The 15,136-nt window shown below is 69.5% G+C and carries 13 protein-coding genes; 2 read left to right on the forward strand and 11 right to left on the reverse strand.

The annotated features are described in order from the left end of the window. Window positions 1–2: 2 nt before the first annotated feature. From ACFLIM_RS37165 to ACFLIM_RS37210, 10 genes are all read right to left on the reverse strand, one after another. A complete protein-coding gene (locus ACFLIM_RS37165) occupies window positions 3–1,283 on the reverse strand; it encodes an Nramp family divalent metal transporter (protein WP_393173071.1) in 1,281 nt (426 codons plus the stop codon). A 3-nt stretch (window positions 1,284–1,286) separates the two neighbouring features. After that, complete coding sequence (groL, locus tag ACFLIM_RS37170; protein ID WP_393173072.1) at window positions 1,287–2,978, reverse strand: chaperonin GroEL; 1,692 nt, start codon at window positions 2,976–2,978, stop codon at window positions 1,287–1,289. A gap of 22 nt (window positions 2,979–3,000) precedes the next feature. Further along, the gene (locus ACFLIM_RS37175) at window positions 3,001–4,026 is read right to left on the reverse strand and encodes an NAD(P)-dependent alcohol dehydrogenase (protein WP_393173073.1); all 1,026 of its coding nucleotides are present in this window, start codon (window positions 4,024–4,026) and stop codon (window positions 3,001–3,003) included. Beyond that, on the reverse strand, window positions 4,023–4,730 hold the full coding sequence (locus tag ACFLIM_RS37180) for an iron-sulfur cluster assembly protein (protein WP_393173074.1): 708 nt from the start codon (window positions 4,728–4,730) through the stop codon (window positions 4,023–4,025). Before ACFLIM_RS37180 ends, ACFLIM_RS37175 begins: the two co-directional genes overlap by 4 nt. Further along, window positions 4,727–5,755, reverse strand: coding sequence for an amidohydrolase family protein (locus tag ACFLIM_RS37185; protein ID WP_393173075.1), 1,029 nt, complete (start codon window positions 5,753–5,755; stop codon window positions 4,727–4,729). The genes ACFLIM_RS37180 and ACFLIM_RS37185 overlap by 4 nt, the downstream gene beginning before the upstream one ends. Window positions 5,756–5,771: 16 nt before the next feature. After that, window positions 5,772–6,143, reverse strand: a complete 372-nt coding sequence (mimD, locus tag ACFLIM_RS37190; RefSeq protein WP_393173076.1) for a propane 2-monooxygenase effector subunit MimD — start codon at window positions 6,141–6,143, stop codon at window positions 5,772–5,774. Then, entirely contained in the window at window positions 6,140–7,309 is a 1,170-nt protein-coding gene (locus tag ACFLIM_RS37195) for a hypothetical protein (protein WP_393173077.1), read from the reverse strand. Before ACFLIM_RS37195 ends, mimD begins: the two co-directional genes overlap by 4 nt. A gap of 13 nt (window positions 7,310–7,322) precedes the next feature. Continuing rightward, the gene (locus tag ACFLIM_RS37200; RefSeq protein ID WP_393173078.1) at window positions 7,323–8,360 is read right to left on the reverse strand and encodes an FAD-binding oxidoreductase; all 1,038 of its coding nucleotides are present in this window, start codon (window positions 8,358–8,360) and stop codon (window positions 7,323–7,325) included. Window positions 8,361–8,427: 67 nt separating this feature from the next. Next, complete coding sequence (locus ACFLIM_RS37205; RefSeq protein ID WP_393173079.1) at window positions 8,428–10,080, reverse strand: hypothetical protein; 1,653 nt, start codon at window positions 10,078–10,080, stop codon at window positions 8,428–8,430. Window positions 10,081–10,170: 90 nt separating this feature from the next. Then, a complete protein-coding gene (locus ACFLIM_RS37210) occupies window positions 10,171–10,437 on the reverse strand; it encodes a hypothetical protein (protein ID WP_393173080.1) in 267 nt (88 codons plus the stop codon). Window positions 10,438–10,615: 178 nt separating this feature from the next. Here ACFLIM_RS37210 and ACFLIM_RS37215 point away from each other — a divergent pair, with 178 nt between their 5' ends. Continuing rightward, entirely contained in the window at window positions 10,616–12,424 is a 1,809-nt protein-coding gene (locus ACFLIM_RS37215) for a sigma-54-dependent Fis family transcriptional regulator (protein ID WP_393173081.1), read from the forward strand. An 81-nt stretch (window positions 12,425–12,505) separates the two neighbouring features. On the opposite strand, the gene ACFLIM_RS37220 is transcribed toward ACFLIM_RS37215, so the two are convergent. Then, window positions 12,506–13,549 (reverse strand): alcohol dehydrogenase catalytic domain-containing protein, encoded by a 1,044-nt coding sequence (locus ACFLIM_RS37220; RefSeq protein WP_393173082.1) that lies wholly within the window; start codon window positions 13,547–13,549, stop codon window positions 12,506–12,508. A gap of 230 nt (window positions 13,550–13,779) precedes the next feature. Here ACFLIM_RS37220 and ACFLIM_RS37225 point away from each other — a divergent pair, with 230 nt between their 5' ends. Continuing rightward, entirely contained in the window at window positions 13,780–15,135 is a 1,356-nt protein-coding gene (locus ACFLIM_RS37225) for an ABC transporter substrate-binding protein (RefSeq protein WP_393173083.1), read from the forward strand. Window position 15,136: the final 1 nt, after the last annotated feature.

Here is a 15,136-nt window from a genome sequence, read left to right on the forward strand (position 1 = left end):
CGCTAGGCGAGGAACGTGACGTAGAGCAGGTACACGTTCAACGCGATGATCATGGCGGCGATGCCGCCGGCCGCCGCATTCGTGACCCGGTTGTTGACGAACGGGCCCATGATGTCGGCGCGACGGGTCAGCAACAGCAGCGGCACCAGTGCGAAGGGGATGCCGAACGACAGCACGACCTGCGAGATCACCAGGCTGTCGGTGGCCGGCAGGCCCAGCCCGAGCACCACCAGCGCCGGGAGCATCGTGAGCCCCCGCCGCAGGAACAGCGGGATGCTCCGGCGGATGAAGCCCTGCATGACCACCTGCCCCGCGTAGGTGCCCACGCTCGACGACGACAGCCCGGAGGCGAGCAGCGCCACCGCGAACGCGAGGGCCGCCCCGCCGCCGACGAGCTGACCCAGCCCCGCGTGCGCGGCCTCGATCGAGTCGACGTCGGCGTGGCCGGTGCGGTTGAACAGCGACGCCGCGATCACCAGCATCGACAGGTTGATCACACCGGCCGCGCCGAGCCCGACCACCACGTCGAGCCGCTGAAAGCGCAGCAGCTCACGGCGTTCGGCGTCGTCCCGGCACGTCACCCGCGCCTTCGTCAACGCGGAGTGCAGGTAGACGACGTGCGGCATGACGGTCGCGCCGATGATGCCCGCCACGAGCAGGAGGCTGTCGTCGCCGGCGAGACCCGGAACCAGTCCGCCCGCGACGCCGGCCGGGTCGGCCCCCACGATGACCAGGTCGTAGAGGAAGCCGAGGAACACGATGAGGAGCAGCCCGACGATGGCCAGCTCGAAGCGCCGGTAGCCGCGTTGCTCGAGGGCCAGGATCCCGAACGCGACGACGGCGGTGATCAGCCCGGCCGGGAACAGCGGCACATGGAAGAGCAGGTTCAGCCCGACCGCCGCGCCCACGAACTCGGCCAGGTCGGTCGCCATCGCGATGATCTCCGCCTGCACCCACAGCCCGCGGGACACCGGACGCGGCAGGTGCTCGCGGCACAGCTCCGGCAGATCGCGCCCGGTGGCCACGCCGGCCTTCGCCGACAGGTACTGCACCAGCATGGCCATCAGGTTGGCGACCACGATCACCCAGACCAGGGTGTAGCCGAACTTCGCGCCTGCGGTGACGTTCGTGGCGAAGTTGCCCGGGTCGATGTACGCCACCGCGGCGACGAACGCGGGGCCCATCAGCGCCACGGGGCCGCGCAGCCGCCCGCGCGAGCGCAGCAGGCGGAGAACGCTCTGCGGGGAGGCGACGGTCACGTCGTCCCCGAGCACGGGGCCCATGCCTCACCCGACCGACGGCCCGAGGCCGAGCGACTGCGGGGTGCTGGAGTCCGGCGACGGCTGGTGCAGGCCCTCGTCGAGCGGCCCGAACTCGGTCATGAGCGCCCGGCTGCCGCCCCACGGCGTCTGCTCCTCGGCCACGAGCGTGTTCGTCGTGAGCAGGAGGCCCGCCACCGAGGCCCCGTTCTGCAGCGCCGAGCGGGCGACCCGCAGCGGGTCGACGATGCCCATCTCGATCATGTCGCCGAAGCGATCCAGCAGCGCGTCGAACCCGTCGTCGGGGCCCAGCTTCGCCATCCTCGCGATCACCTCCGCGCCGGAGAATCCGGCGTTGGCGGCGATGAGATACGCGGGTTCGGTCAACGCCCGGCGCACGATCTCGACGCCGGTGGCGTAGTCGTCCTTGACCTCCAGGTCGTCCAGCGCGCCCGCGGCGTGCAGCAGCGCGGCACCGCCGCCGGCCACGATGCCCTCGGCCATCGCGGCCCGGGTGGCCGACAGCGCGTCCTCGACCCGGTGCTGGAGCTCCTTGAGCTCGGCGTTGGTGGGCGCGCCCACCTTGATGACGGCGACCTTGCCCGACAGCGCGCCGATCCGCTCGGTGAGCACGTCCTCGTCGACGCCGAAGGTGGCGCGCCCGAGCTCCGCGCGCAGCTGGGTGAGACGGTGCTCGACGGCCTCGGGCGCACCGCCGCCGCCGATGAGAGTGGTCCGGTCCGCGGTGACCCGTACCTGAGCCGCGGTGCCCAGGTGGTCGATGGTCATCGTCTCCAGGGTGAAGCCTGAGTGCTTGCTGTACACGGCGCCGCCCGTGATCGCGGCGATGTCCTCCAGCTTGTGCAGCCGGCGGTCGCCGAAGCCGGGCGCCCGGACGGCGACGCACTGGAAGATCCCGTTGACGTGGTTGTGCACCAGCATGCCCAGCGCCGTGCCCTCGACCGCCTCGGCGACGATGACCAGCGGCCGCGGCGCCCGCATGATCTTGTCGAGCAGCGGCATCAGTTGCTGGACCTTCGTGATCTTCTCGCTGCACAGCAGGATGTACGGGTCGGCGATGACCGCCTCAAGGCTCGCCGGGTCGGTCACCATGTACGGCGAGAGGTAACCGTTGTCGAACTCGAAGCCCTCGACGAACTCCACGCTCATCCCGTGCCGCACCGACTCCTCGACGGTGACGATGCCGCCGTCGCCGACGGTGGCCAGCGCCTTCGCGATCACCGCGCCGACCGTGTCGTCGTCGTTCGCCGAGATCGCGGCCACCCGCGCCAGGTCCCGCTCGCTGCTCACCGGCCGGGCGACGTCGCGCAGGCGCTCGACGAGCCGGCCGACGGCCAGGTCGACGCCACGCTTGACGAGCACCGGGTTGGCGCCGGAGCCGATCGCCGTCATGCCTTCCCGGACGATCGCCTGGGCGAGCACGGTCGCCGTCGTCGTACCGTCACCGACGATGTCGTTGGTCTTGATCGCCGCTTCCTTGACCAGCTGGGCGCCCATGTTCTCGAACTGGTCCTTGAGGTGGATCTCCCGTGCGATCGTCACGCCGTCGTTGGTGACGACCGGCGAGCCGGTGATCTTCTCCAGGATGACATTGCGGCCCTTGGGCCCGAGCGTCGACTTCACCGCTTCGGCCAGCTTGTCGACCCCGCTCAGCAGCAGGGTGCGCGCTTCCGCACCGAAACGCAGTTCCTTGGCCATCGGTACTCCTGTCAGGGGGGCGCTACGGGACGAGGATGGCGCGGCCGCGGACCCGGCCGGCGTCGAGATCCTGGAGGGCCTGCACCGCGGCGTCCAGCGGGTACGTCTTGGTGTGCAGGGTGACCTTCCCGGCCTGCGCCAGCACCATCAGCTCGGCGAGATCGTTGTAGGTGCCGACGATGTTGCCGACGAGGTTGCGCTCGGTCGAGATGATGTCGAGCGTCGGGATGTGCACGGTGCCGCCGTATCCGATGACGTAGTACGAGCCGGCGCGCGCCGTCATCGCGAACCCGTCCTGCTCGGCGCCCTGCTCGGCGACGAAGTCGAGCACGACCTCGGCACCCCGGCCGCCGGTGAGGTCCTTGACCGCGTCGACCTGCCCGCCGTCGGCGACGACGCCGGCGTGCGCGCCGAGCTGCTCGGCGAGCTTGAGCGCGTCGGGGTTGCGGTCGACCACGACGATCGTCGTCGCGGTGAGGGCGGCGAGGCACTGGATGCCGATGTGGCCGAGCCCGCCCGCGCCGATGAGGACGCACGTCGTGCCGGGGTACAGCAGCGGGATCGCCTTGCGGACCGCGTGGTACGCGGTGATGCCGGCGTCGGCCAGCGCGGCGACGTCCTCCGGCCTGGTCCGCGGGTCGAGCTTGACGCAGGCCCGCTCCGAGGTCAGCAGCAGCTCGGCCATGCCGCCGTCGCGGTCCAGGCCCGGGAAGGCGCTGCTGACGCAGTGCATGTCCTGCCCGACCCGGCAGGCGCGGCAGAGCCCGCAGGTGGGCGTCGGGTGCAGGATCACCGTGTCGCCGGCCTGCACGCTGGTGACCGCGGAGCCGACCTCGTGCACGTGGCCTGCGTTCTCGTGGCCGAGCGTGTAGGGCAGCGCGACGCCCATCGCCTGGGCCCACTGGCCCTCGACGATGTGCAGGTCGGTGCGGCACACGCCGGCGCCGCCGATCCGCACGACGACGTCGAGCGGACCCTTGACGGTCGGCTCCGGTACCTCCTCGACCACGGGCAGCTGGTGATACCCGTGTAGCCGGACGGCCTTCATCGGTCCTCCTCGCCTTCTCCCTTGTTCTGATACCGGTGCCGCAACATGCCGCGGCAGATGCCGGTATTGGCCTCGATGCCGACCCGCGTGGTGTGCGCCCGGCGCAGGTGCCCCGGGACCGCGTCCGGGCCGATCGGCGCGCCCGTCGCCGGGTCGATCAGCAGCGGGGCGTCGTCCCCGGTGGGCAGGCCCAGCTCGCCGCGCCGCTGACGCAGCCGGTCGAGCTCGCGGGAGGCCGGCACGTCGCCGAGGGTCAGCTCGACCAGCGTCGCCGGCTCGACGCCCGCGGCGAGTACGGACCGGCACACCTGGTCCGTGCCGGCCATCACCGCCTTGCGCAGGAAGTCGGCGCGCAGCTGGTCGAGCTCCCCGACGGCCTCGCCGGCGAAGGATCGCTCGAATCCGGCCCGCGCGGCCACCCCGCCGTTGATCGCCTCGGCCGCGAAGTGGTCCTCGAGGACCACCTCGGTGTGGCGTACGCCCTCCATCGCGGACACCACGTCGTGGGCGTCGGCGACCATGAGGAAGGCGAAGTTGGGTGCGCAGAAGTACGTCGGCAGCCGCAGGCGCACCTCCGCGCGCCCGTCGGCGGAGACGGCGCACGACGCGACGAACCCGAGCGAGGTGATCGGCTCGTCCAGCTCCGGGTCGCGCACCATCTCCAAGGCGGCGAGGATGCGCGACCCGTCGGTCACCGCACTCATGCCGGCGTGACCGGCTGCGTGGTCGGCTGGGCGTCGAGCCGGCACTCGGCCGGCACCTCGATGCCGTAGAGCTTGGCCGCGTTCAGCCCGAGGATCTTCTTCTTCGTCGCGGTGGTGACCCGCGGGAAGTCGGAGAACTCATCGCTCGGGTAGTCCCAGTCGACGAAGCCTTCGATCTGCCACTTGGGTTCCCAGATCCCGTAGTCGCTGCCGAAGGTCATCTTGTCCTCGCCGACCCAGAACAGCAGCTCGCCCATCACCTTGGCGAAGAACTTGGGGCGGGCGTGCATGAGGCCGCCGATGACGACCGACAGTCCCGCGTAGACGTTGGGCTCCTGCGTCGCCATGAAGCAGAAGTCCTCGATGCGCGGCAGCCCGACGTGCTCGACGATGAAGTTCAGCTCGGGGAAGTCGGTCGCCGCGTGGTCGATGTCGGACACGTCGAACGCGTCCTTGTCCAGCGGCCAGATCGTCGGGCCCTTGTGCACGTGGATGTTGACGATCCCGAGCTCCCGGCACGCCTCCAGATAGCGGTAGGCCGCCGGGTCCTTCAGCGTCCAGCCGCGGGAACCGTCGCGCCACTCGGCGGTGTAGAGCTTGACGCCCTTGGAGCCGTAGCGCTCGACGTTGTGGGCGAGCGTCTTGAGCCCGTCATCGCCGTCGCGGGGATCCCAGCGGGTGTTGGCGATGAACCTGCCTGGGTGCTTCGCGCCGAGCGCCGCGTTGCGCTCGGTGGTGTTGAAGCCTTCCTTGTACCACTCCGTCAGGTACGTCGGCTGGAAGATCGCCACGTCCACGTACCCGTCCTCGAAGAGGTCCTTCATCAGGTCCGCTTCGGAGTACTTCTGGAACTTCTCGATCGGCCAGTGGGTCTCCGGCGGGCCCAGCCCCTGGTACGCGTGGAAGCACTCGATCCAGCCCTTCGCGTACTGCTCGGCGCCCGGCACCCAGTTGTCCGGCGCGGCGTTCCAGTAGTGCATGTGGCTGTCGACCACGAAGTACTTCTCGCCGTCCTTCTGGTACACGGTTCCTCCTCGGCGTCTACGACGTGGTGGTCAGGTCGAAGCCGAGGTAGCCGGCCGCGTCCTCGGGGTTCGCGAACATGATCGTCCGGTCGTCCTCGTGGATCATCCGGCCGTAGTGCGTGGACATGTTCTCCTCGAACTCGGCGGCGTCGAAGTAGCCGGGCTCCTCGCCGAGCGCCTCGGAGATCTCGTCGTAGACGACGTCCATCCGCCGGACCGCGTCGACCCGGATCATCGATGGCAGCGGCGTCACCCGTACGTTGGGTTTGGTGCTCATGAACTCGGCCACCACCACGCCGACCTGGTTGTTCATCAGCGTGAACCCGCACATGCCGGACGAGGTGTTGTCGGACTTGAAGGGGCTCTCTGCCGTCTTGAACGTGCTCATTGCGTCAGCTCCTTCGGGGTTTCCAGGCGGAACTCGGACAGGATGCCGGTGAAACGGCTCTTGGCCCGGTCCAGACCGTCTTCGAAGCGAGGTGCCTTCGAATCGGGCTGCGACCACAGCGGCTGCAGCGTGCGGGCGGCCGAGATGGCGCGGGGGACCCAGACCCTGAGCCACTCCTGCATGACCGTCGTGTTGTGGTCGGCGAACTCGCGGTCGTTGGCCAGCAGCCCGAACATGACCCTCGTGTACCGCAGGTCCCGCTCGGCGTAGTCGTACTCCTCGGCGCCGACGATCGTGGGAGTGACGAAGTCGCCGTTACGCGGCGCCGCCTGCTGCACCAGGTGGCTCCGGAACAGCTCGCCGACCAGCGGCTCGAAGACCACGTTCGCGGCGAAGACCGCCTCGCACCAGTCGTCGACGGCGGTCAGCTGTTCGGCGGTCCGCCGTACGCCCTGCCACGACGGGTCCTTGTTCCAGGCCTCGAGGTGCGCGGCGCCGTCGAACCCGTCGATCTCCTCGCTCAGCGTCAGGTTGTACAGCGCGAGGTCCTGAGCCGACCTGATCCGGTGCATGCTGTTGACCGAGATCGCGTTGTTGTGCATGTTGGTCGGCGCCCGCCGGTTGGCGTTGGCGAACAGGTAGAGGCCGAGACCGTGGTCGACGTGCATCCACGCGCCGACGTGGCTCTCCACGAAGCGCACCCAGTTCGGGTTCCACTGTTCGAACGCCTTCGCCTGCCTGGCCGCCTCGATGTTCTGGCCGACCTGGCGCACCACGTTGGAGTTGTAGCGGTAGAGGGAGAGCTCCCACTCCTGGTTGGGGTCGCGGAACTCGTGCCAGCCGTGCGCCGGCCAGTCGTAGCCCTTGCCACCGGAGCCGGGTCCCCGCTTGGGCTCGGGCCGCTCCTGGCCCCAGGCCTTGAGCGCGGTCCAGTCCAGCGGGTAGCCGCCGCGGCCGTCGGAGAACCCGTACAGCCAGCCCTGGCTCAGATAGTGCCGCGGATCCGGCTGGACCTCGACGGTCACGTCCTCGTAGTGCGTCTGCTTGCGCTTCTGCGGCAGGTAGTAGTTGAAGTGGCGCGCGGTCGAATCCGGGAACTCCTTGGCGCCGGCTTCGGCGTCGGTGAAGACCGGCTTCGGTACGCTTCGCTGCTGCGGTGTTGTCATCAGGTTCGTCCCCTCACTGCCCGGTCGTGGTGAACTTGTCGTAGTAGATGTGTTTCTGCGACACCCCGAGCGCGGTGAGCAGCGGCATGGCCGCCTCGACCATGGGCGGCGGCCCGCAGAGGTAGGCGTGCGCACCTTTGAGGTCGTGCTCGTGCCGCTTCACCACATCGGTGATGAGACCGACCTCGCCGTCCCAGTCCTCGTCGCCGTCCGGCTCGGACAGCGCCGGCACGTACCGGAAGCCGGGCAGCGCGTCCTCCAGGGTGCGCAGCTCCGCCTCGAAGCACAGGTCGCGGCGGCGCCGCGCGCCGTAGTAGTAGGTGGCTTTGCGCCGGATTCCCCGCTCGGCCATCGAGCGCAGCAGCGCGAGGATCGGGGCCATGCCGGCGCCGCCGCCGATGAAGACCAGGTCCTCGTCGTGCCCTTCGCGCAGCGTGAAGACGCCGAACGGGCCGGTCAGGTCGAGGCGGTCGCCGACCGCGACCCGGCTGTCCAGGAAGTACGAGAACAGCCCGTCCGGGTACACCTTGATGACGAACTCCAGCCGGCCGCCGTCGCGGCTGGAGGTGTTCGCCATCGAGAACGACCGGGTGGCCTCGGTGCCCGGGACGGCGATGTCCACGTACTGCCCGGGAAAGAACTTGATCTCCTTGGGCTCGATGAGCCGCAGCACCAGGTGGCGCAGGTCGTGGGTGACCGGGTCGTTGGCGACGACCTCGGCCACCGCGCTCACGATCGGCAGCCCGGAGCGGATCATCTCCTCGTCGAAGTTGAGCAGCTCGATCGTGACGTCCTCGTACACGTGCGCCCGGCACAGCAGCGTGAAACCCTCCTCCCTCTCGTAGTCGGGCAGGGCGAAGGTGGAGTACCGGTCGAGCTCGATGTCGTCGCCGTCGAGGACGAACGACTTGCAGGACGCGCACTGCCCCTCCTTGCAGCCGTGCATGAGCATCAGCCCCTGCTCCGCCGCGGCACGCAGCACCGTCTGGTCCTCTTCGACCTCGATCTCGATGCCGACCGGTTCGAACCGCACGACGTGCTTGTCAGCCATGGCTCCCTCGCAGACGGCGCCTCGCGGACCGACGAGGAGGGCCCTCGAGCCCTCCTCGAACCGCCGCTTACGTGTGCTTGGGGGCCGGCCGGCCGGCGGGTCCGCCGCGCACGTAGTCGGCGTGGAACGCCTCCCGCTGCTGCGGCGACATCTCGTTGAGCAGCACGTTCGGGCTCTGCAGCGGCGGGCAGCGACGCAGGTGATCGAGGGTCCACATCTTCGTGGGATCCAGGTTCAGATGCGGCTGCGCGACCAGCGTCTTGCCGTCATCGCGGACGAAGCCCATGTCGGAGACGACGTCGGCCCAGTTCCAGCCGTGGTAGAGCGTCTCCCACTCCCGGGACCCGATCAGCTGGCCCATGTTGGGCGTCTCCCGGCCCTGATAGGTCGGGCGGAACGCGGTCACGTCGGTCCAGCGGCACGCCTCGTGGCAGTACGTGCGCACCTGCCCGTCGACCTCGTCCATGACCATGTCCTCGCGGACCAGGCACGGCACCATGCAGGTCCAGCAGCGGTGCGGGTACTGGTAGTCGACGTCCTCGAACACGATCGGGTGGTGGCCGTTGGGCGTCGACAGGCGGTTGTAGTTCTCCCACCACTTGCCGTACCTGTCGTACCAGCCCGGGTACTTGTGCTCGAACCACTCGAAGTCCTTGTCGGTCATCGGGTCGATCCGCCAGTAGTTGGCCAGCCAGCCGGTGGCGAAGAACTGGGCGACCTCGTGCACGTAGCCCTTGTTCCAGATCTGGTTCCACGCCTCTTCGATCAGGTCGTGCGGGATGACCAGGCCGTACTTCTCCAGCGGTACGAGGTAGCTGCGGTAGTAGTCGTCGTAGATCCACCGCCGCCACATCTCGGCGTAGCTCTCCCGGTCCTTGCGGCGGTCCTTGGTGCCGTACTCGATGAACGTGCCGATGGCCGCGTCGACCACCCGGTGGTTGTTCCACCAGGCGTAGCGCAGGTCGCGCTGCAGCAGCTGGTGGTTGCCCTCGTCGGCGAGGGCCATCAGCAGCGTCGCGTAGCCGTTGCTGATGTGCCGGGACTCGTCGGACTGCACCGAGTGGAACACCGTCGGCAGCAGGTAGTCGCCGTTGGCGGCGGCCTCGGCGGGCATGGCGACGAACAGCGTGTTGGTGAACGCCGTCTCCGCCACGATCGTGAGGTAGATGCTCGCCGCGGTGATGGCGTCGCCGGTGATGAAGCCCTCGGCGAACTGCCGGCCGATCGTCCCGCAGTAGTCGTTCTGGAAGTTGCGCAGGCTGCTGTTGAAGCCGGCCGGGTCGATGTAGTTGTTCATGTACAGGCGCTTGAGGTTCTGCTGGATCGTCGAGTGCCGGACCTCGTCGATCATCTGGATCGCCTGGCCGTTGTGCAGCTCGGGGTTGGGCACCGTACGGAAGAGCAACGGCATCGCCCGCGCCGCCGAGATCTCCGGCAACGGGATGATGCTGAGGAACAGCTTCTGCCACTCCAGCCAGCGCTCCTGCACCTGGCGGAACATGTTGCCGCGGATGGCTCCGTCGGAGGCGCCGTAGACGCGGTGGTCCTTCTCCTCCTGCATGGGGAAGTACGACCGCAGCACCTGCTTGAGCGGGTCCTTCTTCTGCGCCTTCTGGAACGTGTAGTCGGTTCCGTACTGCGACACCGGCTCGTGGTACATCGGTTCCCAGGACAGCTCCTGGATCTTCTGGTGAGCCTTAGCCACGCTCTGGCGACTCATTGGTCACTCCTCACCGTGGGCTGAGCCCCGCGCTGGGGCCGACACTCCTCCTGCGACGGATCAGACCACGCGGCCGGCGGTACGGCGGTCTCAAGATGAGATGGGTCCCGGTCCGCGATCACCCAGCACGGCGGTCCGGAGGTCGGCCAGCTGTTGTCGGGTGTCCTCGGCGAGGTGCTGGTTCCCCTCCGGCGCCGGCTCGATGCCCAGCGCCCGCAGCAGCTCGGCCGCCGGCGCGCCCGGATCGGCGCCGCCCAGAATGGGGCGCAGGCCCTGCCCGGCCAGGTGGTGGAAGACCAGGTTGACGACGCTCCATGGGTTGTAGGTCTCGTCCTGTGGATCACGCGCACGGTCCATCGGGCACCTCCTCGCGGATCATCGACTCGATCGAACGGCGTCACCGGTGGCCCGGCGGTCTCAATATGAGACAGGTATCGGACATGTGCCGCGTATTGTGTAACCGCCAGGTAAACCGCGAACCCCGCCCGTGGGCCCGACCCGGCCCGCGGGGGCGTTCCCGCGAACAGGGGGCCCCATGCCGCCCACACTGACGCGTCCAGGTGACTTCACCGACGGCGAGAATCTGGCCAAGGCTCGCGAACGGTTCCTGACCGCCGAGGCCATCGATCCGGACCAGGTGCGCGACGCCATCCTGGCGTCGTGGTGGCGCTCCCGGCGCTGGAACGTGGCGGCCGATCACATCGACCTGACCTACATGCGCGACCCCGACCCCGACACCCCGCTGAGCCGCAGCGCCCTGCCGGTGCTCACACATCTGCGGGAGCACCTGGACGGCCAGCCGATCAGCATCATTCTCACCGACCCTGCGGGCCTGGTGCTGGCCCGGCTGGCGGCTGACCACGATCTCGACTCGCACCTCGACCGCGTCAAGCTCGCGCCCGGCTTCAGCTACGCGGAGGAGTTCGTCGGCACCAACGGCATCGGCACGGCTCTCGAAGGCGGCCGGCCGATGCAGGTGTTCGGCCACGAGCACTATGCGGAGCACCTGGAGGACCTCGCCTGCGCGGGTGTGCCGATCCATCACCCGATCTCGGGAAAGACGGTCGGCGCTGTCGACCTGACCTGCTGGCGCAAGGACGCCGACCCGCTGCTGCTGGCGCTGGCGAAGACCACGGCCGACCAGATCCAGCAGGCGCTGTTCGCCGACAGCAGCATCCGCGAGCTCGAATTGCTCCAGGAATACCTGCGGACGTGCCGGCGCACCGCCGGCATCGTGTTCGCGTTCAACAACGACGTCGTGATGATGAACTACCACGCCCGGCAGGTGCTCGATCCGAGTGAGCAGTCGATCCTGCTCGGGCAGGCGGCCGAGACGCTCGCCGGCCGCCACCCCACCAGGGCGGTCATGGTCGAGCTGCCCAGCGGCATGAAGGCGCGGCTGTACTGCCGGCCCGTACGCGGCGAGGGCCGGCTGGCCGGCGGTGTGGTGCACGTGAAGCTGACCGAGCTCGGCAACCGGCAGCGCACCGAGGCCGTGACGCCGCCGCGGGTGTTCCTGCCCGGGCTGGTCGGCTCCGGTGCGCTGTGGCTGCGCGGCTGCCACCAGGTCGAGGCGATATACGCCTCCGGCGAGTGGCTCGCGCTGGAGGGCGAACCCGGCGTCGGCAAGCTGGCCCTCGTCAAGGCCGTGCACCAACACCGGACCCCGGCCGCCCGCTTCTCCGTGCTGGACGCCGCCGAGGCCAGCGACCGGGGCTGGCTGAACGGGGTGCGGCGGGAACTGCTCGGCGGGGCAGGCAGCCTGGTGATCCGGCACGTCGACCGGCTCAGCGCCGGGCGTCTGCGCGCGCTGTCCGCGGCGCTGAAGGCGGCGAGAGCCGTGGACCGGCCAAGCCCGCTCTGGGTCGCGGTCACGCTGAGCCGGCGCCACGACGGCGGAGAGCTGGCCGAGCTGCTGCGGTTCTTCCCGAGTACGGTCGAGCTCCCGCCGCTACGGCACCATGTCGAAGACGTTCACGAGTTGGTGCCGTTCTTCCTCGCCAAGCTCATGCCGGACGGTCGTCTGGTCTGTTCGCCGGAGGCGATGCAGCTTCTCGTACGGTCGAGCTGGCCGGGCAACACCGAACAGCTCTGGCAGGTGCTCAGACGGATCGTCCAGTACCGGCGCACCGGCTCGATCCAGCCGAACGACCTGCCGCCGGAATGCCGTACGGTCAGCCGCCGGGTGCTCAGCCCCTTGGAGTCCATGGAGCGCGACGCCATTGTGCAGAGCCTGCTCGACCATGACGGCAACAAGATCAAGGCCGCCAGGTCGCTCGGCATGTCACGGGCGACGATCTACCGCAAGATTCACGAATACGGCATCGTCCCCCCGACCCGCTGACGGTAGACACCGAACAGGTTGTGGTGCCGAGCGAAGGTCGGATCGAACGCCGCAAGGTCGCGGCCGCGCCGTGCCCGGCGCTCAGCCGCCGTCCGCGACGCGCACGAGGATCTTCGCTTGCCGGTGCCGGCCCGGCCCGGCGAGCACGCCGAGACCGCCGGTGACGGTCTCGGCGAGGGGCACGCGTGACGTCACGATCCCCAAGGCGCGCTCGGCGTGCGCGGCGAGCACCGCGATGGCGGGGGCCATGTCGGCGTCCGCGAGGTGTGACATGCTGCCGGCGATGGTGATCTCGCGCAGCGCGACGTCGGCCAGGTCCAGTGTGCTCGGCTCGCCGGGCAGCCCGACGATCACGATCACGCCGCCGGCAGCGGCCAGCCGTACCGCGGTGCCGCCCGCCGACGCGGCGCCGGAGCACTCCAGTACGACCGGCGCGCGCAATCCCCCGCCGAGCGCGTCGGCGACCTGCCGGGCACGCAGGCCCAGCCTGGCGGCGTGCCGCAACCGTTCCTCCACCACGTCGAGCACGGTCACCCGGTTGCCGCCCGCGTCGAGGATGATCGCCGCGGCCAGGCCGATCGAGCCGGCGCCGAGCACGACGCACGCCTGCTCGGACAGGGCGCCCGCGTGCCGGATCGCCCGTATGGCCACCGCGAACGGCTCGGCCAGCGCCACCAGGTCGGGAGCCATGCCGGGAGGCGCGGTCACGGCCATCGAGGCAGGCACCGTGACCAGCTCGGCCAGCCCGCCGTCCGCCGACTGCCCCAGGTGTCCCAGCGTGAGGCAGAGCTGCACGTCGCCGCGCAGGCACGGCTCGCAGCGGCCGCAGGGCAGCAACGCGTTGAGCGCCACCAGAGCGCCGGGCTCGGGGGCGGTCACTCCTGTTCCGGCCGACTCGACCCAGCCGGAGATCTCATGACCGATGATGAGCGGCGCGCTGCGACCGGTGACAGGATGCGGCTCGATCGGGGTGCGTACCGGTCCGTAGCGGTATTCGTGCACGTCCGAGCCGCACAACCCGCACCAGGCGACTCTGACCCTGACCTCGCCGGGCCCGGGCGCCGGAGGCGGAGGCACGTCCTCGATGCGGACGTCACCCGCACCATGCCAGCGGACAGCTCGCACGTGTCTTCCCTTCTCAGCTCATGGGAGCGCTCCCCGAGTTTAGGTGCCGGGTCCTGCCCTGGCACCCCGATCGGACGGGTTCCGAATAGGTGTGATACGGGCCGGAAATGTTCCATTGACTCGTATGTCACACCCGTGCGACCTTCCGGACGTGACAACCCGTCACATTCCATCACGTGGAGTCGGCACGCGGGGGGCCGGGTCTTCGAACCGTCAGGGAAGGACGCGTCATGGGTGAGACGACACCCCTTGACAGCGCGGGCACCTGGGGCACCCCTCCCGCACGGCGAGTGAGCCGGCGGAGCCTGCTTCAGGGGAGCCTGCTCGGCGCCGCGGGCCTGGCCGCCTCCGGCCTGCTCACCGCTTGTGACAGCGCGCCCTCGACGGGCGGCGCCACCACCGGCGGCAAGGCGCGGGTACGGCTGTGGCACTGGTACAGCCAGCAGCGCGACCAATGGGGCCCGCTGATCGAGGAGTTCCAGGCCGCGCATCCCACCATCGTCGTGGAGAACCGCCTGTTCGGCGATCCCGACTCCTACCTGCCGGCGCTGCAGGGCGCCGTGGCGGCGGGCGATCCGCCGGAGATCTTCGCCCCGCACGTGCTGGCCATCGAGTACGGCAAGGCGGGCGTCTCCGCGGACCTGCGTACCGAACTCGGCGCCGACTTCCTGAAGGACTTCTTCAAGTCGGCCAACGACGAATACACCGACGCGGGCAAGCAGTACGCGCTGGGCTGGATGGCGCAGACGTTCGGCATCTTCTACGACCCCGACATCCTCGCCCGCGCCAAGGTGGACGTACCGGAGACCTGGGACGACCTCCTCGCCGCCGGCCGTAAGATCAATGACATCGGCGTGCTGCCGTGCCTGCTGTCCAACAATCCCGGCACCAACGGCCTGGACTTCTTCCTCCCGCTCATCACGCAGGCGAGCGACGACCCCGCCCTCCTCCTCGACATCGACCAGCAGCGCAACGGCGCCACGTGGGAGAACCCCAAGGTGGTCGAGGCGCTCACCACGATGGACAAACTGGTCAAGGGCGGCGCGTTCGCGCCCAACTCCAACGGGCTCACCACCGCGCAGGGGGAGAGCCTGCTCTACACCGGCAAGGCCGCCATGCTGTTCATGGGCTCGTGGGTGCCGCAGGACTTCATCCAGAGCGCGCCCAAGGCGTTCGTCGAACGCTACAAGGTCATGCCGACCCCCGCCTGGGCCGCGGGCAAGCGGCACTGGTGCGCCAACCAGGCCGGCGCCGGCTTCGCCGTCAGCCGGAACAGCCCGAACAAGGCGGCGGCGCTGGAGTTCGTCAAGTTCATGTACGAGCCCGCCCGCTACGCGAAGATCATGAATGACTCGGCCAGCATGCCCTCCACGCAGACGGCGGGCCGGCAGGTCGCCGACCCGGTGCTGAAGCAGATGACCTCCTGGCTGCTGAACGGCGACGGCGCGCCGCACATCCTGTTCGGCAAGGGCTCCTCGGCCGCGGCCGCCAACGCGGTGGCCGCACTCGTCGGTGGGCAGGCCGCGCCCGAGCAGACCTCGAAGAAGATCCAGACCGACGTGGTACGCGCCCGAGGCGGCAACTGAT

The organism is Nonomuraea marmarensis (assembly GCF_043197025.1).
Classification (GTDB): Bacteria; Actinomycetota; Actinomycetes; order Streptosporangiales; family Streptosporangiaceae; genus Nonomuraea; species Nonomuraea marmarensis.

Excerpts from the sequence above, each read along its gene's own strand:
- ACFLIM_RS37165 (WP_393173071.1), bottom strand. The coding sequence starts at position 1,283 with ATGGGCCCCGTGCTCGGGGACGACGTGACCGTCGCCTCCCCGCAGAGC.
- groL (WP_393173072.1), bottom strand. The coding sequence starts at position 2,978 with ATGGCCAAGGAACTGCGTTTCGGTGCGGAAGCGCGCACCCTGCTGCTG.
- ACFLIM_RS37175 (WP_393173073.1), bottom strand. The coding sequence starts at position 4,026 with ATGAAGGCCGTCCGGCTACACGGGTATCACCAGCTGCCCGTGGTCGAG.
- ACFLIM_RS37180 (WP_393173074.1), bottom strand. The coding sequence starts at position 4,730 with ATGAGTGCGGTGACCGACGGGTCGCGCATCCTCGCCGCCTTGGAGATG.
- mimD (WP_393173076.1), bottom strand. The coding sequence starts at position 6,143 with ATGAGCACGTTCAAGACGGCAGAGAGCCCCTTCAAGTCCGACAACACC.
- ACFLIM_RS37195 (WP_393173077.1), bottom strand. The coding sequence starts at position 7,309 with ATGACAACACCGCAGCAGCGAAGCGTACCGAAGCCGGTCTTCACCGAC.
- ACFLIM_RS37200 (WP_393173078.1), bottom strand. The coding sequence starts at position 8,360 with ATGGCTGACAAGCACGTCGTGCGGTTCGAACCGGTCGGCATCGAGATC.
- ACFLIM_RS37205 (WP_393173079.1), bottom strand. The coding sequence starts at position 10,080 with ATGAGTCGCCAGAGCGTGGCTAAGGCTCACCAGAAGATCCAGGAGCTG.
- ACFLIM_RS37210 (WP_393173080.1), bottom strand. The coding sequence starts at position 10,437 with ATGGACCGTGCGCGTGATCCACAGGACGAGACCTACAACCCATGGAGC.
- ACFLIM_RS37215 (WP_393173081.1), top strand. The coding sequence starts at position 10,616 with ATGCCGCCCACACTGACGCGTCCAGGTGACTTCACCGACGGCGAGAAT.
- ACFLIM_RS37225 (WP_393173083.1), top strand. The coding sequence starts at position 13,780 with ATGGGTGAGACGACACCCCTTGACAGCGCGGGCACCTGGGGCACCCCT.